This window comes from Zoogloea sp., from assembly GCF_023150065.1.
In the GTDB taxonomy this organism is placed as follows: Bacteria; Pseudomonadota; Gammaproteobacteria; order Burkholderiales; family Rhodocyclaceae; genus Zoogloea.
In genome coordinates this window covers 1-21914 of record NZ_JAKLLN010000014.1, presented here as the reverse complement: position 1 = coordinate 21914, position 21914 = coordinate 1, and the positions used below count along the sequence as shown (strand labels likewise).

General features: G+C 61.1%; 20 protein-coding genes, 1 tRNA gene, 1 pseudogene and 1 other annotated feature. Of the genes and pseudogenes, 17 read left to right on the top strand and 5 right to left on the bottom strand.

Translation table 11 applies throughout. The annotated features are described in order from the left end of the window. The first annotated feature begins 15 nt into the window (after positions 1-15). Both L6Q67_RS15475 and L6Q67_RS15470 read left to right on the top strand, forming a co-directional pair. Positions 16-432 (top strand): CopD family protein, encoded by a 417-nt coding sequence (locus tag L6Q67_RS15475; protein WP_296571157.1) that lies wholly within the window; start codon positions 16-18, stop codon positions 430-432. Positions 433-454: 22 nt separating this feature from the next. Then, positions 455-1627, top strand: a complete 1173-nt coding sequence (locus tag L6Q67_RS15470) for a THUMP domain-containing protein (RefSeq protein ID WP_296571156.1) — start codon at positions 455-457, stop codon at positions 1625-1627. A gap of 166 nt (positions 1628-1793) precedes the next feature. Here the strand turns inward: L6Q67_RS15470 and L6Q67_RS15465 are convergent, their stop codons facing one another. Beyond that, a complete protein-coding gene (locus L6Q67_RS15465; RefSeq protein ID WP_296571153.1) occupies positions 1794-2927 on the bottom strand; it encodes a PilT/PilU family type 4a pilus ATPase in 1134 nt (377 codons plus the stop codon). Positions 2928-2988: 61 nt separating this feature from the next. Further along, positions 2989-4032, bottom strand: a complete 1044-nt coding sequence (locus L6Q67_RS15460) for a type IV pilus twitching motility protein PilT (RefSeq protein ID WP_296571151.1) — start codon at positions 4030-4032, stop codon at positions 2989-2991. Between the two features lie 95 nt (positions 4033-4127). Here L6Q67_RS15460 and L6Q67_RS15455 point away from each other — a divergent pair, with 95 nt between their 5' ends. The 5 genes from L6Q67_RS15455 (at position 4128) to L6Q67_RS15435 (ending at position 7613) form a co-directional block, all read left to right on the top strand. After that, on the top strand, positions 4128-4823 hold the full coding sequence (locus tag L6Q67_RS15455; protein WP_296571148.1) for a YggS family pyridoxal phosphate-dependent enzyme: 696 nt from the start codon (positions 4128-4130) through the stop codon (positions 4821-4823). A gap of 33 nt (positions 4824-4856) precedes the next feature. After that, positions 4857-5669 (top strand): pyrroline-5-carboxylate reductase, encoded by an 813-nt coding sequence (gene proC / locus L6Q67_RS15450; RefSeq protein WP_296571145.1) that lies wholly within the window; start codon positions 4857-4859, stop codon positions 5667-5669. Between the two features lie 12 nt (positions 5670-5681). Beyond that, positions 5682-6254 carry a YggT family protein gene (locus L6Q67_RS15445; protein ID WP_296571143.1) on the top strand — a complete coding sequence of 191 codons (573 nt, stop codon included), beginning with the start codon at positions 5682-5684 and terminating at the stop codon, positions 6252-6254. Positions 6255-6261: 7 nt separating this feature from the next. Continuing rightward, on the top strand, positions 6262-6558 hold the full coding sequence (locus tag L6Q67_RS15440) for a DUF167 family protein (protein ID WP_296571141.1): 297 nt from the start codon (positions 6262-6264) through the stop codon (positions 6556-6558). Between the two features lie 272 nt (positions 6559-6830). After that, positions 6831-7613: a PEP-CTERM sorting domain-containing protein gene (locus tag L6Q67_RS15435; RefSeq protein WP_296571139.1), complete on the top strand. Its 783-nt coding sequence runs from the start codon at positions 6831-6833 to the stop codon at positions 7611-7613. A gap of 147 nt (positions 7614-7760) precedes the next feature. On the opposite strand, the gene aceB is transcribed toward L6Q67_RS15435, so the two are convergent. Further along, a complete protein-coding gene (aceB, locus tag L6Q67_RS15430; RefSeq protein WP_296571136.1) occupies positions 7761-9359 on the bottom strand; it encodes a malate synthase A in 1599 nt (532 codons plus the stop codon). A 40-nt stretch (positions 9360-9399) separates the two neighbouring features. After that, a complete protein-coding gene (locus L6Q67_RS15425) occupies positions 9400-10092 on the bottom strand; it encodes a haloacid dehalogenase type II (protein WP_296571134.1) in 693 nt (230 codons plus the stop codon). Positions 10093-10278: 186 nt separating this feature from the next. Between L6Q67_RS15425 and L6Q67_RS15420 the strand changes: the two genes are divergently transcribed. Then, positions 10279-11187: a LysR family transcriptional regulator gene (locus tag L6Q67_RS15420; RefSeq protein WP_296571131.1), complete on the top strand. Its 909-nt coding sequence runs from the start codon at positions 10279-10281 to the stop codon at positions 11185-11187. Here L6Q67_RS15420 and L6Q67_RS15415 read toward each other — a convergent pair. Continuing rightward, complete coding sequence (locus L6Q67_RS15415) at positions 11140-11508, bottom strand: hypothetical protein (protein WP_296571129.1); 369 nt, start codon at positions 11506-11508, stop codon at positions 11140-11142. The genes L6Q67_RS15420 and L6Q67_RS15415 overlap by 48 nt on opposite strands. Before the next feature lie 490 nt (positions 11509-11998). Here L6Q67_RS15415 and L6Q67_RS15410 point away from each other — a divergent pair, with 490 nt between their 5' ends. The 9 genes and pseudogenes from L6Q67_RS15410 to L6Q67_RS15370 form a co-directional block, all read left to right on the top strand. Then, positions 11999-12424 carry a type IV pilin protein gene (locus tag L6Q67_RS15410; RefSeq protein WP_296571126.1) on the top strand — a complete coding sequence of 142 codons (426 nt, stop codon included), beginning with the start codon at positions 11999-12001 and terminating at the stop codon, positions 12422-12424. After that, positions 12421-13017, top strand: a complete 597-nt coding sequence (locus L6Q67_RS15405) for a GspH/FimT family pseudopilin (RefSeq protein ID WP_296571123.1) — start codon at positions 12421-12423, stop codon at positions 13015-13017. Before L6Q67_RS15410 ends, L6Q67_RS15405 begins: the two co-directional genes overlap by 4 nt. A gap of 12 nt (positions 13018-13029) precedes the next feature. Then, the gene (locus L6Q67_RS15400; protein ID WP_296571121.1) at positions 13030-13461 is read left to right on the top strand and encodes a hypothetical protein; all 432 of its coding nucleotides are present in this window, start codon (positions 13030-13032) and stop codon (positions 13459-13461) included. Then, positions 13436-14662: a hypothetical protein gene (locus L6Q67_RS15395; protein ID WP_296571118.1), complete on the top strand. Its 1227-nt coding sequence runs from the start codon at positions 13436-13438 to the stop codon at positions 14660-14662. The genes L6Q67_RS15400 and L6Q67_RS15395 overlap by 26 nt, the downstream gene beginning before the upstream one ends. A gap of 19 nt (positions 14663-14681) precedes the next feature. After that, complete coding sequence (locus L6Q67_RS15390; protein ID WP_296571117.1) at positions 14682-15350, top strand: hypothetical protein; 669 nt, start codon at positions 14682-14684, stop codon at positions 15348-15350. Positions 15351-15378: 28 nt separating this feature from the next. Next, positions 15379-19188: a PilC/PilY family type IV pilus protein gene (locus L6Q67_RS15385; protein WP_296571114.1), complete on the top strand. Its 3810-nt coding sequence runs from the start codon at positions 15379-15381 to the stop codon at positions 19186-19188. Positions 19189-19304: 116 nt separating this feature from the next. Further along, a tRNA-Thr gene (locus L6Q67_RS15380) sits at positions 19305-19380 on the top strand. Positions 19381-19503: 123 nt separating this feature from the next. Then, entirely contained in the window at positions 19504-21183 is a 1680-nt protein-coding gene (locus tag L6Q67_RS15375) for an anti-phage dCTP deaminase (RefSeq protein ID WP_296571462.1), read from the top strand. 309 nt (positions 21184-21492) lie between these two features. Continuing rightward, a pseudogene (locus tag L6Q67_RS15370) lies at positions 21493-21914 on the top strand (transposase); the annotation flags it as partial. Then, positions 21771-21887: a sequence feature (AL1L pseudoknot), on the top strand. (Overlaps the previous pseudogene by 117 nt.)

Here is a 21914-nt window from a genome sequence, read left to right as displayed (position 1 = left end):
ACCGAGTCCGACACCATGCTCTATCTCAGCATCAAGGCCCTGCACATCATCTTCGTCACCAGCTGGTTTGCCGGCCTGTTCTACCTGCCGCGCCTGTTCGTCAATCACGCCATGGTCACCGACGCCGCCACCCTGGAGCGTCTGGCCCTGATGGAGCACAAGCTCTATCGCTTCATGACACCCCTGGGCATCCTGGCCGTCTCTCTGGGCATGTGGATGTGGTTCGGTTTCGATCTGAGCGGCGGCTGGCTCCATGCCAAGACGAGCCTGGTAACCTTCCTGATCGTCTATCACCTGTATTGCGGACGCCTGATGCGTGCCTTTGCCGAGGGCCGCAACACCCACAGCCACGTCTGGTACCGCTTCTTCAATGAAGTGCCGGTGCTGGTGCTGTTCGTGGTGGTCTTCCTCGTCGTGCTGAAGCCTTTCTGATCCTCTTATCCGGACGCCTGCCTTGAATTTCTTTTCCCCCTGTCCCCGCGGCCTCGAGCCGATCCTTGCCGACGAGCTGAAGGCCCTCGGTGTCACCGACCCCAGGGTCGTGCCCGGCGGCGTGCATTTCGCCGGTGAGTGGTCCCTGTGCTATCGGGTCAATCTGGAAAGCCGTATCGCCACCCGCGTGCTGTGGCAGATCACCATGGGTCGCTACCGCAGCGAGGAGGACATCTACCGCATCGCCTACGCGCCCACCTGGGCCCGCTGGTTTACGCCCGACCAGAGCATCCGGGTCTTCGTGGTGGCCCACAAGTCGCCCCTGCGCAGCCTGGAGTTCGCCACCCTGCGCATCAAGGACGCGGTGTGCGACCACTTCCGCACGGTTGCCGGGCGGCGGCCGGACGTGAACACCCAGTCGCCTGACATGCGCATCCACGCCTTCCTGTCGGCTGATACGGTCACGCTGTACCTGGATACCTCGGGGGATGCACTTTACAAGCGCGGCTTCAAGCAGGCCGCGGTGGAGGCCCCCCTGAAAGAAAACCTGGCGGCCGGCATCCTGCGCCTGACGGGCTGGAAGCCGGGCGAGGAGGCCCTGTGCGATCCCATGTGCGGTAGCGGGACTTTCCTCATTGAAGCGGCCCAGATGGCCCTTGACGTGGCGCCGGGCCTGGGGCGGCACTTCGCCTTCGAGCGCTTCAAACAGTATGAACGGGATGCCTGGCTGCCCATCCGCCAGGCCGCCGAGGCCCGCCGCCAGGCCCCCCGCAAGCTGGCCATCTACGGCTCGGACATCCTCGAAGCACAGCAGCGCAAGACCATCGTGAACCTGCGCAGTGCCGGGCTGGAGGGCTGTGTGGAGGTGGGGCGTGCCGATCTGCTCGACCTGCAGGCTCCGGCTGCATCCGGCGTGCTGATCGCCAACCCGCCCTACGGCGTGCGCCTGTCGGACACCGCCGAACTGGAAGCCTTCTACCCGAAACTGGGTGACGCCCTGAAGGCCCACTGGGCAGGCTGGCGCTGCTACTTCTTCAGCGGCGACCCCGCCTTGCCCAAAGGCGTCCGCCTCAAGGCCAGCAAGCGCACCCCGCTGTTCAATGGCGCCATCGAATGCCGCCTGTTCGAATACCAGATGGTCACCGGTTCAGCCCGCAAACCCAAACCTTCGGACAACGAAGAGCTGAACGATTGACCTTGCTGGGGCAGTTCAGCAGAGAGTCTTTTTACCGGGAGCACGCTGAATGGGGGAAGGAAGCGTAGCGAGCGGTCCAAGGTCGCGATGAGGCGCGCAGCCGTACTTGAGTACGGCGAGCACCGCAGTCGCGAGATTGGACCGCGCAGTAGCTTCCTTCCCCCATTCAGACGATGTCGAGGTTCTGGATGCCGGAAAGCACATCCTTGTCGCCCCGGCGGCTCTTGAGCTTGATCTGCAGACGCAGGTCGTTCATGGAGTCGGCGTTGCGCAGGGCATCCTCGTAGGTGATCATGCCCTTCTCGTAGAGGTCGAAAAGGCTCTGGTCGAAGGTCTGCATGCCAAGGTCGACCGAGCGTTTCATGACTTCCTTGATGCCCGGGATCTCGCCCTTGAAGATCAGGTCGGAGATCAGCGGCGAGTTGAGCATCACCTCGACGGCGGGCACCCGGCCCTTGCGGTCGCACATGGGCAGCAGGCGCTGGGAGATCAGGGCGCGCAGGTTGAGGGAGAGGTCCATCAACAGCTGGTGGCGGCGTTCTTCAGGGAAGAAGTTGACGATCCGGTCGATGGCCTGGTTGGCGCTGTTGGCGTGCAGGGTGGCCAGGCAGAGGTGGCCGGTTTCGGCAAAGGCGATGGCGTAGTCCATGGTCTCCCGGTCACGGATCTCGCCCATCAGGATCACGTCCGGTGCCTGACGCAGGGTGTTCTTGAGCGCGGGCTCCCAGGAGTCGGTGTCGATTCCGACTTCACGCTGGGTCACGATGCAGTTCTTGTGGCTGTGTACGAACTCGATCGGGTCTTCGATGGTGATGATGTGCCCGAAGGATTTCTCGTTGCGGTAATCGACCATCGCCGCCAGCGAGGTGGTCTTGCCGGTGCCCGTGCCGCCGACGAAGATGACCAGGCCTCGCTTGGACATGGTGATGTCCTTGAGTACCGGGGGCAGGCCCAGGGAGTCGAAGGTGGGGATCTTCTGGGGGATGGTCCGCAGCACCAGCCCGACCTGGCCCTGCTGGATGAAGGCATTGGCCCGGAAGCGGCCGATTCCCGGCGGGGAGATGGCGAAGTTGCACTCCTTGGTGGCTTCGAACTCCTGGGCCTGGCGGTCGCTCATGATCACCCGGGCCAGCTCGGCGGTGTGGGTGTGGGTGAGCTGCTGGTTGGACTGGGGAATGATCTTCCCGTCGATCTTGATGGCCGGCGGGAAGTTGGTGGTGATGAAGAGGTCCGAGCCGTTCTTCTGCACCATGAGGCGCAGGAGGTCGTGCATGAACTTGAGAGCCTGATCACGTTCCATGGTGGGGTCCTGTTGCCGGGGCGGGCCGGCTGTCTGGTAAGGCGGCAGGGCTTGCCGGGTTTCAGGCGGGGAAGCTGTCCTTGTTCTGGGCGCGCAGGCGGGCCTCCGAGCCCGACACGATGTTGCGCCGGACCATGTCGGCCAGACACTGGTCGAGGGTCTGCATGCCAATGTTCTGGCCGGTCTGGATGGCGGAGTACATCTGCGCCACCTTGTTTTCGCGGATCAGGTTGCGGATGGCGGGGGTGCCGATCATGATCTCGTGGGCAGCCACCCGGCCGGTGCCGTCCTTGGTTTTGAGCAGGGTTTGCGAGATCACGGCCCGCAGGGATTCGGACATCATCGCCCGGACCATGTCCTTTTCGTTGGCCGGGAAGACGTCGACGATACGGTCGATGGTCTTGGCGGCAGACGAGGTGTGCAGGGTACCGAACACCAGGTGGCCGGTTTCGGCGGCGGTGAGGGCCAGGCGGATGGTTTCCAGGTCGCGCATTTCACCCACCAGCACCACGTCCGGGTCTTCCCGCAGGGCGGAGCGCAGGGCGGCGTTGAAAGACTGGGTGTCACGGGAGACCTCGCGCTGGTTGATCAGGCAGCGCTTGGATTCGTGGACGAATTCGATGGGGTCCTCGATGGTGAGGATGTGGCCGTACTCGTTTTCATTGACGTAGTCGACCATCGCTGCGAGGGTGGTGGATTTGCCCGAGCCGGTGGGGCCGGTGACCAGCACGATGCCCCGGGGCTGGTTGGCGATTTCCTTGAAGATCTTCGGACAGTTGAGCTCTTCGAGGGTCATGACCTTGGAGGGAATGACCCGAAACACGGCGGCCGCGCCGCGGTTCTGGTTGAAGGCATTGACCCGGAAGCGCGCCAGGTTGGGGATCTCGAAGGAAAAGTCGGTCTCGAAGTACTCTTCGTACTGCTTGCGCTGGGCGTCGTTCATGATGTCGTACACCATGCCATGGACGTCCTTGTGGGCGAGGGCGGGGAGGTTGATGCGGCGTACGTCGCCGTGGACCCGGATCATCGGCGGCAGGCCGGCTGAAACGTGCAGGTCGGACGCCTTGTTCTTGACCGTAAAGGCCAGCAGTTCGGTGATATCCATCGTGGGGCTCGCGGCAGGGCAGGGATTGTCGGGCGGGAAGTCGGGCTCGGAGCCGATGCTATACTCAACAGCCCCGACTGCCCAGAAATTGAGCTTTGCAAGATTATAAATCAGGCATATCCGCCCGCCTGCAAAACATCGCTGGGCGCATCGCCCAGGCTGCGATTGTCGCTGGCCGTGATCCATCGGAAGTGCGCCTGCTCGCGGTCAGCAAGACGTGGCCGGCCGAAAGCGTGCGGGAGGCCGCAGCGGCGGGCCAGCGGGCGTTTGGCGAAAGCTATGTGCAGGAGGCCATCGACAAGCTCGATACGCTGGCGGGCCTGGGGCTCGAATGGCATTTCATCGGCCCGCTGCAGAGCAACAAGACCCGTCCGGTGGCGAATGCTTTTTCATGGGTGCATTCCGTCGATCGCCTGCGGATTGCCCAGCGCCTGTCCGAACAGCGGGACGTGCATCTGCCACCCCTGCAGGTGTGCATCCAGGTCAACGTGAGTGGTGAGGCCAGCAAGAGCGGTGTCACCCCCGATGCGCTGCCGGAGCTGGCCCGGGCGGTGGCGGCCCTCCCGCGCTTGCAGCTGCGCGGGCTGATGACCATCCCCGAGGCCACATCGGATGTAGCCGTGCAGCGGGCACGTTTTGCGACTCTGCGACAGCTGAAGGACGGCCTCGTTGCCTCCGGGCTGTCCCTCGATACCCTCTCCATGGGCATGTCGGACGATCTCGACGCCGCGATCGCCGAAGGCGCGACGATAGTCCGGGTGGGCACCGCGATCTTCGGGTCCCGGGCCTGACCCAACCGATTCACACAACACTGGAATGAACCGATGAAAATCACCTTCCTGGGCGGCGGCAACATGGCGGCCGCCCTGATCGGCGGCCTGCTCAAGCAAGGCTTCAAGGCCGAGGATCTGCAAGCCATCGAGCTCACTGCCGAGGGCCGTGACAAGCTGGCGGGCAGTTTTGGCGTGCGTGCGGTGGAAAGCGTAGACGAGCAGGCCCTGGCCTGCGATGTGCTAGTGCTGGCGGTCAAGCCGCAGCAGCTGCGGGAGGCTGTGGCCCCCATGGCTGGCCGGCTGACGCGCCAGGTGGTGGTGAGCATCGCCGCCGGCCTGCGTCTGGTGGATATCGGCCGCTGGCTGGGTGGCTACGGCACACTGGTGCGGGCCATGCCCAATACGCCGGCCCTGATCGGCGCCGGCATCACCGGCCTGTTTGCCAGCGCCGGGGTGGACGAGGCCGGCCGAACCGCCGCCGAGCGTGTGCTGGCGGCGGTGGGCAGCACGGTGTGGGTTGCCGACGAAGCGCAGATCGACGGCGTGACCGCCATCTCCGGCAGCGGGCCGGCCTACGTCTTCCATTTCATCGAGTCCCTCCAGGCGGCTGGCGAGTCCATCGGTTTCGATGGCGACACCGCCCGCAAGCTGGCGATCGACACGGTGCTGGGCGCGGCGCGGCTGGCGGCTGGCAGTGATGAGTCGCCGGGCGTGCTGCGGGAGCGGGTCACCTCAAAAGGGGGGACGACTGCGGCGGCATTGGCCTCTTTTGCGGCGGATGGCTTTCCGGCCGTGGTCGAGCGCGCCGTGCGTGCCGCCGAGGCCCGGGGGCGGGAGCTGGGCGAGCAGCTCGGCCGCGACTGACGGAGGATGGACATGCTCGGTAGCCTATTGCTGACGATCGTCGATACCCTGGGTGGCTTGCTGTCGGGTGTGCTTCTTGCCCGTTTCGTGATGCAGTGGCAGCGGATCTCCTTCCGCAATCCCATTGGTCAGTTCGTGGTGGCCACCACCGACTGGCTGGTGCTGCCGCTGCGGCGGTTTATTCCCGGGCTGGGTGGGCTGGATCTGGCCAGCCTGCTGCCGGCCTGGGTGGTGCAGGTGCTGGTAGTGTTCGTGGCGCTGGGGGTAAAAGGGGTGATCGGCGTCGCCGACCCTCTGAGCATGCTGGTGGTGATGTGGGGCGTGGGCCTCCTTGAGACGGTCAAGGTGGCTCTCTACTTGCTGATGGGGGTGGTCCTGATGTCGGCGGTGCTGTCGTGGGTCAACCCCCATGCGCCCATGGCAGGCCTCATCAACGCGTTGGCCGAGCCCTTCCTGCGGCCCTTCCGGCGGGTCATCCCGCTGGTGGGCGGGGTGGACCTGACGCCGATTGCCCTGTTGCTGGTGTTGCAGGTTCTCCTCAGTGCACTGGCAATGGGCAAGTACATGCTGATCGGTCTGGCCTGAGCCGGCGATGGCGTGGTTGAGCCGGGCGGCTGATGGCAGCGTGATGCTCACGCTGCACATCCAGCCGGGCGCGAAGAAGACCGAAATCGTCGGCCTGCATGGTGAGGCCTTGAAGATCAGGCTCGCTGCACCACCGGTAGACGGGAAGGCCAACGCTGCGTTGATCGCCTATCTCGCCAAGGTTTGCGGTGTTTCGCGGAGTGATGTCGTGCTGGTGAGTGGAGAGAGCGCGCGAGCCAAGCGCGTGCGCATCATTGGTGCTGCGGATGCGGCTCTGGAGGGGCTTGTCCCGGATGGTGGGTAAGGCTGGACCTTGCCGGGGGAGAAGCTGTGCCGAGGCGTGACATGCGTGATGACGGATGTCGGGATATTTTACAAATTCGCCGATAAATTGTGTTTCTAGCCTCGGTTTGAATTTAAATATTTACACAAATTTCTGTTTTTTAACGAATTTTTTATCCGTACTCGTGACCTGGCCTGAGATTTGCTCTGATTGTGTATAAGTGTTGCGGATTTAGTCCTGGCATCACTGGTGTCGTCGTCCAACTTCAGATGCAATCTTTCCAGGGAGTCATCATGGTTCGTTTCAACAAGATCGCCGCCGCTTGCGCGATTGCCCTTGCCGCCGGCAGCGCCTCTGCGAGTGTCTTCACCTCCACCACCCCGACCGGTTTTGACGCCACCTCCATGGGCGCCAGCACGGTCGGCGGTATCGTCGTCGAGGCCATTGGCACCAACGGCGCCCGCCTGATCAGCCAGCTGGCTGCATCGTCCCTGTATGTGGGCTTCTACGATTCCGGCACACCCGTCGGTTATCGTGGTAACCCCGGCACCATCGGTGTGCAGAGCGGTTTCAGCTCCAGCGTGCTGTCCGCCCTGGGCGGTGGCTTCCAGTCCTTCTCGATTCGTTTCACCCTTTATGACGGTGACACTGGTATCGGTGACTTCGACGATGGCCAGAACAATCTGCTGGTGAACGGCCTCAATTTTGGTGACTGGACTGCGGTCAGCACCCAGGAAACCACCTCCCTGGGCGCTCAGATCGGCACTGGCACCAACAAGGGTTTCCGTGACGAGCGGGTTGATACCGGCTGGTTCACCTCCACCGACTCCGTCCTGCTGGCTGCTCTGTATGGCACCCTGGTGGCGACCCCGACCCTGACCTTCCAGGTTCAGGACGTGGATCCCTACGACAACTTCTACGACTTCACTCGTGGCATCGACAACAGCATCATCAACGTCGGCCAAGGCCCGGTTGTGACCCCGCCCACCGGTCAGGTCCCCGAGCCCGCCAGCATGGCGCTGCTGGGTATCGGTATGGCTGCCCTGGGCGCCGTCCGTCGCAAGGCTGCCAAGTAAGCACAGCCTGCTTCGGCAGACAATAAAGAACCTCGCTTCGGCGAGGTTTTTTATTGGGTGTTTGCTCAAGGGACGTAAAAAAAGGAGGCCGAAGCCTCCTGTTCTACTGCCCGGCCATGATGCTCCGGCAGGGGCGTGCGCAAACGCTCAGTCCATCGCCTCGTACAGCGGCAGGGTCAGGAATTCCGGATATTCCGGGGTCAGGGACATCTTGTCGAAGATCTCGGCGGCCTGGTCGTAGCTGGCGGTGTCCTCGCCCTGGGCGGTGACGGTGGCCTTCACCTTGGTCAGTTCCTCGGCGATCATCGGGCGCACCATCTCGACGGTGACCTTGCGGCCGTCGTCAAGGATGCCCTTCGGGCTGACCACCCATTGCCAGACCTGGGAGCGGGAGATTTCGGCGGTGGCCGCATCTTCCATCAGGTTGTGGATGGGCACACAGCCATTGCCGGCGAGCCAGGAACCCAGGTAGTGGATGCCGACGTTGATGTTGTTGCGCAGGCCGGCTTCGGTGATCGGGGTGGTGGGGCGGAAGTCGAGCCACTGCTCGGGGCCGAACTTGCCATCGACCTGCTTTTCCCACTGGTTGGGCTTGTCGCCGAGCACCTTCTGGAACTCTTCCGCGGCGATGGCGACGAGGCCCGGGTGAGCCACCCAGCCGCCGTCGAAGCCGTCGTTGGCATCGCGGGTCTTGTCATGACGGATGCCGGCGAGGGCCTTTTCGTTGGCAACCGGATCATTCTTGATGGGGATCAGGGCCGACATGCCGCCCATGGCCGGCGCGCCGCGCTTGTGGCAGGCCTGGACGAGCGCCAGGGCGTAGCCACGCATGAAGGGCACTTCCATGGTGATGGCGCTACGCTGGGCCAGGCAGAAGTCCTGGTTCTTCTTGAACTTCTTGATGCAGGAGAAGATGTAGTCCCAGCGACCGGCATTGAGACCGGCGGAGTGGTTGCGCAGTTCGTACAGGATCTCCTCCATCTCGAAAGTTGCGAGAATGGTCTCGACCAGCACGGTGGCCTTGATGGTGCCCTGGGGCAGACCGATGTGGTCCTGGGCCATCACGAAGATGTCGTTCCACAGGCGGGCCTCAAGGTGGCTTTCCATCTTGGGCAGGTAGTAGAAGGGGCCTGCGCCGCGGGCGATCTGCTCCTTGGCGTTGTGGAAGAAGACCAGGGCGAAGTCGAAGATGCCGCCGGAGACACGCTGACCATCAACCAGCACGTGCTTCTCGTCCAGATGCCAGCCGCGGGGGCGGATCTGCAGGGTGGCGATCTTGTCGTTGAGCTTGTATTCCTTGCCGGCTTCGTTCTTGAAGGACAGTTCGCGACGGATGGCCTTGTAGATGTTGACCTGGCCCTGGATCTGGTTGTCCCACTTCGGGCTGTTGGAGTCCTCGAAGTCGGTCATGTAGGAATCAGCGCCGGAGTTGTAGGCGTTGATGATCATCTTGGCCTCGACCGGGCCGGTGATCTCGGTGCGGCGGCGCTCCAGGGCCTTGGGCAGCGGGGCGATCTTCCAGTCTCCTTCGCGGATGGCCTTGGTTTCCGGCAGGAAATCGGGCATCTCGCCGGCATCGATACGTGCCTGGCGCTCGACGCGGGCCTTCAGCAGTTCCTGGCGACGGGGCTCGAAGGCGCGGTGCAGCTTGGCGACCAGTTCGAGGGCTTCCGGGGTGAGGATGGTTTCGTAGCCCGGTTGGAGCGGGGCGTTGATCTGCATGCCGGCGGGGAGGGTGAGGCTCATGGTGACTCCTGATTGAGAAGGTTGCAAAACGGTTGAAGGCTCAGGCGCGGTGGCGCGCCACGAAATCGACGACGTCGGTGAGCAGGCTGCCCTGGACGGTGGGTGTGACGCCCAGTTGTTCGAGGGGCTGGCCGCTGCGATTGATCCAGAACGTCTGAAAGCCATACCAGCTCGCGCCGGCGGCATCCCAGCCGTTGGAAGAAACAAAGAGGATACGCTCGACGGGGCACTTGAAGGCTGCGGGAGCGAGCGCGTAAGCATCCGGGCTGGTCTTGTACTTCTGTACGGTATCCACCGACAGCACGTGATCGAAGAGACCGTGCATGCCGGCGCTCTTGATGGCCACTTCCAGCATGTCGGGCGTGCCATTGGAGAGGATTGCGGTGGGGGTGCCTGCTTCCTTGAGGGCCTTGAGGGCGCCGAGATTTTCGGGGAAGGGGGACAAGCAGGCGTACTGGTTGATCAGCTGGGTACAGCGCGCGCTGTCCAGTTCCAGACCCAGTCGGGCAGCGGCGAAGCGCAGGGCATCCCGGGTGATCTCCCAGAAGGGCTTGTAGCGCCCCGACAGGCTGCGGATGAAGCTGTATTCGATCTGCTTGCTGCGCCACAGGTCGGCCAGCGCGGTGCCCTTTCCCGGATAGAGCTGCTCGGCCAGGAGCCCGACGGAATAGACGTCGAAGAGCGTGCCGAAGGCATCGAATGCGACAGCCTGGATTCGCGGCGGATGGGCCATGCGCTAAGACCTCATGCTTGAAGTTGGGGGTGTGGTGGGTTCCTCGGAGGTGCTCCTGCCTGGCTCGTGGCCGGGTGGCACCGCTCGGGATCCTGTCTCCTTCACCTTGATGACTGAAGTTTATTCAATGACTAAAGAAAAAAGAAGCCATAATAAAATCAAATGATTTTTTACTTTTAGTATCAGATGAATAATTTCAAGGAAATCGAAGCCTTTGTCAGCGTGGCTACGCGGGGGAGCTTGTCTGCGGCGGCCCGGGCCGATGGTGTGACGCCGGCCATGATGGGGCGACGCATTGATGCTCTGGAGGAGCGCCTGGGGGTGAAGTTGCTGGTGCGCACCACCCGCAAGCTCAGTCTGACCTTCGAGGGGAGCGCCTTTCTGGAGGATTGTCAGCGCATTCTGAACGACCTTGCCAACGCGGAGGCATCGGTCAGCCTGGGTGGCGTGAAGGCCAGCGGGCATATCAAGGTGTCGGCGCCCGCCGGCTTCGGGCGGCGCCATGTGGCACCTCTGGTGCGCGATTTCCTGCGGGCCAACACCGAAGTGACCTGCAGTCTGGATTTGAGCGATCGCTTGGTGGATCTGGTCAATGAAGGGGTGGATTGCTCCATCCGTATCGGGGAATTGAGCGATTCCAGTCTGGTGTCGGTGCGCCTGGCCGACAACCGGCGGGTGGTGGTGGCAAGCCCTGCCTATCTGGCCCGCTGCGGCACGCCCGAGACGCCGGATGCGCTGGTGGAGCATGACTGCCTCTCCCTGGATCCCCAGCGGGGCTGGGTGTTCGCTGATCCGGATGTGCCAGGACAGACCCGGACGATCAAGGTCTCCGGACGTTTCGAGTGTAATGACGGGACGGTGCTGCACGAATGGGCGGTGGGGGGGATCGGGCTGGCCTGGCGCTCGATGTGGGAGGTCGAACGGGATCTGGCAGCGGGAACGCTGGTGTCGGTGCTTGATGCGTTTGCCGCTCCGCCGACGGGGATTTATGCCGTGTTTCCCCAGAATCGCCGCCTGCCTCTGCGGGTTCGTTTGCTGATCGATCACCTACGGGGCTGCTTCGGCAGGCCGGACTACTGGCGTGGCGGCGCGTGATGGCGTCAGTGGCGCAGCACTGAACCCCGCGCTTTCCGGGGAGCCGATTTCAAACTCCACGTGAATCCGGCTGCTCACCCGGTGCCCGAGGATCTCTGCGGGTACGAAGCGCCAGCCCACGACGGCGCCGCTGTAGATTGCGGCGGCCTCACACATCTCCGGGGCGCAGACCGGATTCACCCGCATCACCCGGCCGTCCGGCCCGACATCCACTTCTATCCTGAAACTGCCGGATGGGGCGCCTGGAGTGGATGGCCAGTCCTCGGGCGAGATCTCGGTGGCGAGGGTCGGGAGCCGGCTCAGGGCTTCGATCGGGAACACCGGTAGGGGGGATTCGGAGGCTTCTGAGGGCGGGATGGGGGCAGGCGTGGGTGCGGGTGCTGCCGGGCGATATGCGGGCTTGGGCGTGGATGTGGGTGTCGTGGGCGAGGAGGCTGCGACAGGGTGAGTTTCGGGCAGCGCTGCCGAGACCGGCGCACGCGCCGAAGGATGGCTGGTCTGGGCGAGGTGTACATCAAGGGGGGGGCGAACTGCGGACTGAGCTCCGCCCGGGCCGGGAGGCTGCGGCCAGCTGATCAACGCGGCCGCATGCAAGGCGATGGACAGGCCTGTGGCGATCGGCAGCGAGAGGTGGGAGGCGGGCGTCATGGGGCGCGGGCGAAGCTTGCAGGTACGGCAGGGGTGCTCTGAAGGATAGGCTGGAGAGCATCGCTAGCCCCGTGCCGCTTGTCTGCACGGAGGCTCCGCCTGTCGCCCCCGGCTCGCATTTGACATGGGCAGGCGGGATTATTGAGCATCGAAGGAGGGAATTATGAGAAAGACGCGCGGCTTCTCGCTGATCGAATTGCTGATTGCGGTGGTGATCATCGGAATTTTGGCGGCGATTGCCATTCCTGCATATATGGACCACATCGCTCGCGGCAAGATTGCTCAAGGCGTCGAGGCGTTGGCCGAGGCGAAGGTGCGGATGGAGCAGGTTTTCAATTCCCAGCGAACCTACAAGCCGGGTGGAAACTGTCCGGACATGAGCACTTACTTTGCGGAGACGCCCTTTACTGTTGCACACAATCCGGCGTGTACGGACAGTACTTTCACTTTGAGGATCACCGGCAAGGCCGCCAGTGGCATGAGTGGGTATTGGTATTCGATCAACGAAAGTGGCGAGAAGGTGTCTGCAACGCCTGTGGCCTCGGGGGCAACCTGCTGGCTGATGAGCAAGGGTCAAACGTCGTGTTGAGTACTTCTCGCCTGGCCCAGCGAGGCTTCACCATTCTCGAGTTGATGGTCGTTGTTGCTGTCGGTGCCGTCTTGTTGTCCATTGCCGTGCCGTCCATGACCCAGGTAATTCGCAATAATTCCGTGGGTGCTGCGGCAGAGGTGATCCAGAACGCCTTGCGGCAGGCCGAGGGCGAAGCGATCCGGCGTAATGGCGAGGTGGATTTCATCCTCACCGACGGTACCCCGAGCGTGTCCACGGTAAATAGCCTGACTGCCAAGGTTGATGGTGATAACTGGGCCATCCGGATGGCCGACAGCACGGCCGCCAATCGCTATGTGAACGGTATCTCGACCAGCCAGATGTCCAGCGATGTCGTTTATCAGGGGCCGGCCGGGGTGCGCTTCAATGGCTCCGGGCGTGTTCTGGATCTGAGCAGCGCCCCAGTTGGCAGCAAGCAGATCTTTCGGGTATCCAGAACCAGCGCCACAGTGGCTTACTGTGTGTTCGTGACACCCGGCGGGGCGGTCAAGATGTGTGATCCGTCGAAGGCCAGTGGTGACCCGAGGGCCTGTCAGCCCATGTTGTCCGCAAGTGATTGTCCGGCTGCGTAAGGGGTGGATGCCATGAAGAATCGTGGACAGCGTGGCTATGTACTGCTGGAGGCATTGGTGGCCTTGCTGATCTTTTCGCTGGGCCTGCTCGGCATGATCGGCTTTCAGGCCGCATCCACGCGGATTGCGACAGATAGCCGCTTTCGTACGGAGGCCGCAATCCTCGCCGATGAGCTGATCTCCAAGATGGCGGTCGCCAAGCGGGTGTCGGTGGTGTCGGAATACACCTATGACTCGACCGGCGGCGGTGGCGCCGCTGCCCATGCCTGGTTCACCAAGCGGGTGACGGAAGCGAGCAAACTGCCGAATCCGAAGGCCAAAGTTGAGGTCGCCAGCGGCAGTGCGGTCGACACCTTTGTAGTCAAGGTGACGATCCAGTGGGATCTGCCCGGGGCAAAAGCGTTGGAGCATGGAAGCTATGTCACCGAAACAATGTTGTTCTGAGACCATGGGTCGGCGGCAGCGCCAGGCGGGCCTGAGCATCGTCGAGATGATGGTGGGGATGGTCGTCGGGCTGGTGGCCAGCCTGGTGATCATGCAGAGCTTTTCGTCCAGCGAAACCTATCGGCGCAATATTTCCGGAACGGGGGATGCGCTGCAGTCGGCAGCCATTGCTGCCCAGCGGCTTGACATGCTGATCCAGGAGGCGGGGTCTGGTCTGGCCCGCGGGTCGTGGGTGTGGGGGTGCCGGCTGTTGGTCACCGAGTCCGGCAATGTGGTTTTGCCCAGCCCCACCGGTTACCCCAGCCCCTTTTCCTCCGTCCCCCAGACATTGCGGGCCGTGCCTGCAGCGATCGTCAATGGCGGGAGCGGATCAGACGTGATCATGGTGATGGCCGGTGATTCGGCGGCCGGCAATCAGGGCCTGAGCTTTTCCAGTGCCACCGGAGACTCGCTTGTTGTCCAGACGCCGACCATCGGGATGATTCCGAAGAGCAGTGCAGCTGCACTTGCGTACGACCTGATCCTGACGGTGCCGCGAAAGCTGGCCGAAGATCCGGGGGATTGCCGGGTTGTGCAGGCCGCCAAGACCATGACCGCTCCGGTGCTCACCACTGATGCATCGCTCGGGCTCAAGGTTGCCACCTTTGCCAAGCTGGTTCCCCTCAACACCACGACTTATGGGACCGTCGATTCGGCAATCTACACGAAATCGCCGGCTGCTTTTCACCTCGGCCTGAGGGATAACCCGAACTTCGCCATGCTGGGGGTTAGCAGCGATAGCGAACTCGTCCAGTACGACCTGCTCAAGCGGATCGATCCACAGATCGTCGGCGAGAACATCTTTCTCATCAAGGCACGGTATGGGCTTGATAACGGCGTGGGGGGCGACATCAATGACAACGCGGTGGATGAGTGGGTTTCCCCGTCGGAGTCGGGGTGGACTTTTGCTGATCTGATGGACGGCAAGCGCGCAACCCAGCAGCGGATCGGCTACATCAAGGCGCTCCGGATTGCGATGGTGGTGCGCTCCTCGCAGCCGATCACGACTCCTGCGCCCATGACCAGCATCGAGCTTTTCCAGGATCTGGCATCAAGTAGACGCTTCAGCCGGACACTGACCACCGAGGAGCAGCGCTACCAGTACCAGACCTACGAATGGGTGATTCCTCTGCGCAGCATGAGAACGCCCCCGAACATCTGATTTTGCGTTTGGATCCCGAATGTCCTCGAAACTGCGACACCTCTCTTCCCGACGGCAGCATGGCGTGGTTCTGGCTGTGGTGCTGGTGGTGCTGGTCGTCATGATGCTGGGTTCGGTGTCGTTGCTGAATTCTGTCGATACCTCGGCCTTGCTGTCCGGCAACATCGGTTTCAAGCGTGACTCGATCAACAGTGCAGGACGCGGTCTCAACAAGGCGTTCGAGACCATGAAGTCGGCAAATTTTCGCAGCTATCAGGACTCCATCGTAGGTTGCCCGCCGCCTGCCAATACGGGAACGGCATGCTCCGCGGCCGGCGAATGGGCCAAACTCAATTTCTATCCCCGCATGCTGGAGTCCGACGAAAACGGCATCCCGCTGATCATCAAGAACAAGACCCAGTTCGATGCGATGTTCAAGATTGCACCCCTCATCCTCACCGAAGTCGGTCCAAACAAGAACAAAGATGGTAATGAGGTCCGTTTCCTGATCGAGCGCATGTGTGAAGCCTACGGGCCGTCGAACAAGGTGAGCTGTGTTCTTTCGACCGACTCACCCCTTGGAGGGGATGGCTGGGCCGAGAAGCCGGGTTCAACGGCATCACCCCTTTACCGCGTTACCGTGCGTACCGACGGCGTGCGCAACAGCCAAACCTACGCCCAGTGGACCGTGACATTCCTGGAAGAGTGATACTGAAATGACCTGGGGATATACCGACATGAACGCATCCAACAGTCTGGCCGGGGCTTCTTCAGCCCGCTGGAAATCCCTCGCGGCCCGTTCCCTTTTAGTGGTTGCTGCCTGGAATGCAGCATTGCCGGTGGTGTATGCCGCCGATACCGCCCTGGCCGACGTACCCATCTCTGCCAGTACGGAGGCGGTTCCGGCCAACGTGATGCTCGCGCTGTCGGTGGAGTTCCCCACGGCGCAGAGCCACGCCAACTTCAGTACGGGTGCCTACGGTGTTACCGCGTTGGCTGCATCGTCTACTGCCGATCCTTATTTTGAGCCGACCCGAAAGTACCTGGGCTATTTCGACCCGACCCGTTGCTACGCCTATTCGGGGTCGGAAACCAACGGCTACTTCTATCCCACGGCAAGCATCCAGGGTAGCAATTACACCTGCTCTGGCGAGTGGTCCGGCAATTACATGAACTGGGCGACCATGCACGTGATCGACCTGTTCCGCTGGGCCATGACCGGCGGGGCACGGGATCAGGATGAACCAGCCGATTTTTCCGCGAGCACTCCGGTGGGAGTCACCATCCTGAAAAAGGCGTGGTCCAACGATCAGGGGTCAAAGTCCAACTTCCCTGACAAGTCTCTCGCCTCTGGGAACATCACTAAATACACTGCTTTGTCGACCAGTGGCTCCAATAATCTCATCGCCACTGTTTACAACAAGGGTATCAACGTAGAGTTCAGCTACAGCAATAGCAATTCGTCGAGTACCAAGTACAAGAGTTACCAGGTGCGTGTGCAGGTATGCAGCGGTACTGACACTTCGAAGCACGAATACGCCGACCAGTTTTACTGTCAAAAGTACGAGAACGCCGACAAGACAAAGCGCGTCTACAAGCCGGTCGGCCTGATCCAGAAGAATATCCAGAAGATGCGTTTTGGTGCTGCGGGCTATCACAATCTGAACGAAAGTACCTATGGTTCGGATACGCTCCTGAAGGCATGGGACGGCGGTGTGTTAAAGGCCCAGATTCGCGACACACGGGAGGAGGTGCTCGAGACGGGGGCCTTCCTTCAGGATCCGTTCCCCGCCGATCGGCAGGGGGATGCGGAAGTGAGCCGCACGGGTGCGATCAACTACCTGAATCTTTTCGGTTACAAGGCAAAGAGCTACAAACGCTACGACAACGTCAGCGAGATGTATGCGGTTGCCCTGCGTTATTTGCTCGGACCATCCGGGATTGGGCATGTGGCGAGCTATTCGGCGATACCGGCGGGTGTTACGACTGCACAGCGCATCAATATCAAGGATGACTTTCCCGTCATTACCAACTGGATCGACCCTGTGCTGCCAGCCTCGCAAGGTGGCAGTTGTCAGAAGCAGTTCATCATCGGCATCGGGGATACGAACACCTGCGGCGACAATTGCGACAACAATCTTTCGGGCAGCGGCTACAGCATGGATCCGTTGGTGGCTGCGGAGCGGCTCAATGGAGAGACTGTGAACGCCTGGACCAAGAAGCTCAGCGGCTACAGCCTGACCTACGATTACATTGCCGGTATGGCCTACGCCGCCAATACCAAGCCGCTGCGCAGCGACTTTCCCGATGCACGTATCAAGACGTTCTGGGTGGATGCTCTGGAATATTCCACAATGACCGCCAATAACCAGTACTTCAAGGCAGCGAAGTATGGTGGCTTTACCGATACGAACGGCAATGGCGTACCTGACAACGGCGAATGGAACGCCTTGGGCCAGACCTATAAAGGCACGACCATTCCGGATACCTACTTCCCTGCCTCGGATCCTGATCGCCTTATCTCGGGCCTCAATTCGGCCTTCAGCCAGATCAACTCGCTGATCGGCTCCGCCTCCGGTGTCGGTACGACCGCATCGGTGATCTCGGACAGCCTGGCATCTGACGGCTTCTTCCAGACGACCTACAACTCTCTTTATTGGTCTGGTGATCTGAAGGGCTTGAAGATCGACTCCATCAACGTCAATACCGGTGTGATCACCACTTCCCAGGCCTGGAGCGCAGCCTTGAAGCTGGATTCCCTGGTCAGTGGAAGTGGCTGGGACACTGCACGGAAGGTGGTCACCCTGTCTCCTGATGCGACCGGTACCCTCAAAGGTGTTCCCTTCCGCCTGGCCAATCTTTCTGCAGCCCAGAAGGCTGCCCTCGGCTCCTCCACGGAGCAGGCCAATGTGCTGAGCTATCTGCGCGGTGATGTCACCAACCAATCCACCCTGACCCTGCGCAAGTCCTATCGCTATCGCGCCTCGGTCCTTGGCGATATCGTGGATTCCGGAGCCCTTTATGTCGGTCCGCCGAGCCAGTATTACTCCGACGCCTATAACCCCGGATATTCCACCTTCAAGGCCAACAAGGCATCGCGCAAACCGGTGGTCTATGTAGGGGCGAATGACGGCATGCTGCATGCGTTTGATGGGCAGCTGACGACGTCGGGCGGCGGAGAGCTCTTTGCTGTGATTCCCAATGCGGTCTATCTCGGCCCTGATGCCAAGCCGGCGGAAAGCGGTCTCCGAGCCCTGAGCGACAATGCCTACCTCCACCACTATTACGTCAACAGCACGCCCTTCTCCCGGGATGTGGACTTCAAGCGGGCGGGTGGCACCATCACGACCGACCCCGCCTCTTCCGATTGGCGGACCTTGCTGGTTTTCGGTCTCGGCAAGGGCGGGCGCAGCTACGTCGCCCTGGATGTCACCGACGTGCCCACGGCGTCCACCAGCGAAACGACCATTGCGAGCAAGGTCCTGTGGGAGTTCACCCACGAAGATATGGGGTACAGCTACGGGCGACCCTTCATCGTGAAGACCCGCAAGTGGGGTTGGGTTGTGGCGATTGCGGCGGGTTACAACAACACCCTGGGTACCTCGAATACGAGTGTCCCCGGAAAGGGCGTGCTGTTCGTCCTTGATCCCAAGTCAGGGACACTCCTGCAGAAGATCTACACTAATCAGGGCACCGCCGCCAATCCCGCTGGCTTGGCGCATCTGACGGGCTACATCCCGGACTATGCAGACATGACCGTGGATCAGATCTATGCCGGTGACCTGCTGGGCAACGTGTGGCGTTTTGACTTCACCAGTGCCACCGCCTCCGTACCCAATCCCACCACGCCGATTCTCAATCTGAGGGATTCCGACGGAGATCCCCAGCCCGTGACGACGGAGCCCCGGGTGGATATCGCGCCCGATCTCGTCCGCTATGTGTTTGTCGGCACTGGCAAGCTGTTGCATACCAATGACCGGACCAACTCCCAGCAGCAAACCTTCTATGCTCTCAGGGACGGGACTGTTTCCGATCCCTATTCCTCGAGTCCAGGTGCGGCCAATCCGCTCCCCAGCGGTGTGACCTTCCCGGTAGGAAGAAGCAAGATGGTGGAGGTGACGAGTCTGGTTGATGGCGTGACCCTGGATTCCTCAAAGCCCATGGGGTGGTTCTATGACCTCACTGGGCTGCGCGGCACCCTCGCCGAGCAGGTCGTCCAGCATCCGCAGGTCAACGAGGGTCTGGTCTCCTGGGTGGGAACCCTGATGAACCAGGATAAGTGCAATCCGGGCGGCGAAAGCGCGGCCTATGCCGTGAAGTATGGATCAGCGAAGACCGCGTTTGGAACCGTGCAGAACGGTGTCCGGGTGCCCATTCCGTTTGTCACCTCAGCCTCCGGTATCGTGGGCTCCAAGCTGGTTCGCTATGGTTCCTCGATTCGCCTGCTCGGCTCTTATGGAAATGCCGGAAATCCGGCCTTCGTGGGTAGCCAGGTTGGTGGTTTTGGCGATCCACGCGTCCTCAACTGGCGGATTATCGGCCAGTAAACGTGGGCGGCTCCCGGCCTGAATACGACCCGGGGAGCCGCCTTTCCTTTGTTCCGGATACCCGCCCAAAGCTTGCGTGGATAAAGTGGTGGCTGTATCATAGCGGGCTGTTGTTAGCCGCTGTAGCTCAGTCGGTAGAGCAGCGCATTCGTAATGCGAAGGTCACCAGTTCGATTCCGGTCAGCGGCACCATCAGAAACAAGCACTTAGGCCAACTCTTCGGGGTTGGCCTTTTTGCTGGGCTATCACTGGGCTAGCGTTAGCTATGTAGAGCAAGCCAAAGCTCGTGGGCCAAGTGAAGATGTTGACGTGATCATGCGCATTAGTGAGGCAACAGCCGTAGCTGACAAACGGAACAGAAGAGGGGGCAATCAGGTGGCAAGTTCAGCAAACGTTGCAAAGCTGCCGGTAGCAGGCAGTGCCGGCCAAAAAGGCCGATTTGGAGCGAAAGACCGAATCGACAAGGCGGTAACTCCGGAGATTGTGATCGCCTTGTGCGGCCCTCTGGGCACCCCTCTCCATCGAGTATCTGAAATCCTGATAGACCTGCTCTCGCGTTCACATGATTACAAGTGCGCAACTGAGATTCGACTGAGTGAGTTCATTCGGAAACTTGGTAAGCCTAGTGATCCCCAATCGATCAATGATCTGATCGAGGCCGGTAACGCAATGAGGCGAGATCACGGCAACTCTGTACTTGCTCAATTGGCGATCCGGCACATCGCAACGGTGCGCTTGCAAGAGAGTAGCCCCGTCCCGGATCAGGCCCAGCTATCTCTTGATGAGGTTCTACCCCCCGAAGACGCAGTGGTGCCAAGTCCAGTTGTACGCCACTGCCACATCATAAACTCGATCAAAAACCGGGATGAGTTGGAACTTCTCCGATCCGTCTATGGAAAGTTGCTGCATGTAATCAGCGTCTACTCCCCGATCGAGCTGCGAATCCAGGAGTTATCGAAAAAACTGGGGGAGAAGAGCGAGGTCTATAAGCTCATCGACCGAGATTCCGGGGAGGAGATCGCGAACGGCCAGAGTGTCCGTGACATCTTTCCTCAGGCGGATTTCTTCTTACGAATCAGCGATGGCACAGATGATCAGATTAAGGCGCCCCTGGCCCGCTATCTCGATCTCCTGCTCGGTGCAAAAGTCATCACACCGACGGCAGATGAACGAGCGATGTATGAGGCACATTCAGCAGCTCGTAACTCTGCCTGCCTGTCTCGACAAGTTGGCGCCGCCATCACGGATGCCGTTGGGGAAACCCTTGCTGTCGGCTGGAACGATGTCCCACGATCGTTCGGAGGGCTCTACGAAGCGTTTGGTAGGCCTGAGGAGAAGAATTATGTCGATCACCGGTGCTGGAACAAGGATGGAGGAAAGTGCTTCAATGACGAAGAAAAGTCCGAAATCGCTAACCGTCTAACGAGTGCACTTATCAAGGAAGGCATCGTGCCCGAAGCCGAACGAGGCAAGGTTCTCGCGCGCTTGCGTAAATCATCCGAAGTTCGTGGGTTGATCGAGTTTTCTCGAGCTGTTCATGCCGAGATGCATGCGATTTTAAACGCAGGCCACTCGGCGGGCGCCCGGGTAAAAGGGGGCAAGCTGTATGTGACGACGTATCCGTGCCACTCGTGCGCCCGACACATCATCGCCGCGGGAATCACTGAAGTGCGGTTCATAGAACCTTACCGAAAAAGTCTTGCCACGCGGTTACATGCAGATGCTATAACTGAGTCGGAGAGCGACCAGGGTAAGGTGCGCATCGTTCCGTTCGACGGGGTTGCGCCAGCTCGATTTCTGGACCTCTTCAGTGAAGGACCCAGAGGGCGTAAGGATCCTTCTACGGGCAGAATGCTCAAGTTCAGATCTGTGGCACCAGTCACGGCTGTGACCCTTGAGGCCGTCTCGACGCTTGAGGGGCTCGCACTAAGAGAACTAAAATCTTCAGAGCTAGATACCCGACTCCTTGATGTCTCACCTAAACTTGGAAACTAGCCATGTCTAAGGACAAGCGTCAAGATCATCACTCTGTACAGCTTCAACTGTTCGGAGAGCCTCCAGTTCAGGATGGTGGCGTTCCTCTGTTCATGTCGCCACCAGTCCCAGTAAGGTTCCAGCCAGTGCTTCGCTTGGTGATCAGCGTTCACGGCGCCCCCGCTCCCCGCTCCTGTGATCGAGCAGTTGACGTCTCGGTGATCGAGGATCGGCTCATCGGGCGCACGAAGTTTTTCTGACCTAGTAGTTTTGTTCACACTGAATCGCCCCGGGTTTCGCGGAGGCTCCCACTCTTGAGAAGATGGAGCCATGAAGAAGACAACGAAATACGCCCCGGAAGTGCGCGAGCGTTCAGTGCGGATGGTGTTCGAGCAGCGCAGCGAGCACCCGTCGCAATGGGCAGCGATCCAGTCGATTGCAGCGAAGATCGGCTGCACGGCCCAGACACTGCATGCCTGGGTTCGGCAGCATGAGCGGGACACCGGCCAGCGGGACGGGGTCAGCAGTGCCGAGACCGCGCGCATCAAGGAACTGGAGCGGGAAGTCCGGGAGCTGAAGCGGGCCAACGAGATCCTGCGCCTGGCCAGCGCGTATTTCGCGCAGGCGGAGCTCGACCGCCGCAACAAGTGACCCACGACTTCATCGACATGCACCGGGACCGCCTTGGGGTCGAGCCGATCTGCAAGGTTTTGCAGGTTGCCCCGTCGGCGTATCGACGTCGGGTGGCACGC

Coding starts and splice junctions, on each gene's coding strand:
- L6Q67_RS15475 (WP_296571157.1), top strand. CDS start 16: ATGCTCTATCTCAGCATCAAGGCCCTGCACATCATCTTCGTCACCAGC.
- L6Q67_RS15465 (WP_296571153.1), bottom strand. CDS start 2,927: ATGGAACGTGATCAGGCTCTCAAGTTCATGCACGACCTCCTGCGCCTC.
- L6Q67_RS15460 (WP_296571151.1), bottom strand. CDS start 4,032: ATGGATATCACCGAACTGCTGGCCTTTACGGTCAAGAACAAGGCGTCC.
- proC (WP_296571145.1), top strand. CDS start 4,857: ATGAAAATCACCTTCCTGGGCGGCGGCAACATGGCGGCCGCCCTGATC.
- L6Q67_RS15445 (WP_296571143.1), top strand. CDS start 5,682: ATGCTCGGTAGCCTATTGCTGACGATCGTCGATACCCTGGGTGGCTTG.
- L6Q67_RS15440 (WP_296571141.1), top strand. CDS start 6,262: ATGGCGTGGTTGAGCCGGGCGGCTGATGGCAGCGTGATGCTCACGCTG.
- L6Q67_RS15435 (WP_296571139.1), top strand. CDS start 6,831: ATGGTTCGTTTCAACAAGATCGCCGCCGCTTGCGCGATTGCCCTTGCC.
- aceB (WP_296571136.1), bottom strand. CDS start 9,359: ATGAGCCTCACCCTCCCCGCCGGCATGCAGATCAACGCCCCGCTCCAA.
- L6Q67_RS15425 (WP_296571134.1), bottom strand. CDS start 10,092: ATGGCCCATCCGCCGCGAATCCAGGCTGTCGCATTCGATGCCTTCGGC.
- L6Q67_RS15420 (WP_296571131.1), top strand. CDS start 10,279: ATGAATAATTTCAAGGAAATCGAAGCCTTTGTCAGCGTGGCTACGCGG.
- L6Q67_RS15410 (WP_296571126.1), top strand. CDS start 11,999: ATGAGAAAGACGCGCGGCTTCTCGCTGATCGAATTGCTGATTGCGGTG.
- L6Q67_RS15400 (WP_296571121.1), top strand. CDS start 13,030: ATGAAGAATCGTGGACAGCGTGGCTATGTACTGCTGGAGGCATTGGTG.
- L6Q67_RS15395 (WP_296571118.1), top strand. CDS start 13,436: ATGTCACCGAAACAATGTTGTTCTGAGACCATGGGTCGGCGGCAGCGC.
- L6Q67_RS15390 (WP_296571117.1), top strand. CDS start 14,682: ATGTCCTCGAAACTGCGACACCTCTCTTCCCGACGGCAGCATGGCGTG.
- L6Q67_RS15385 (WP_296571114.1), top strand. CDS start 15,379: ATGAACGCATCCAACAGTCTGGCCGGGGCTTCTTCAGCCCGCTGGAAA.
- L6Q67_RS15375 (WP_296571462.1), top strand. CDS start 19,504: ATGCGCATTAGTGAGGCAACAGCCGTAGCTGACAAACGGAACAGAAGA.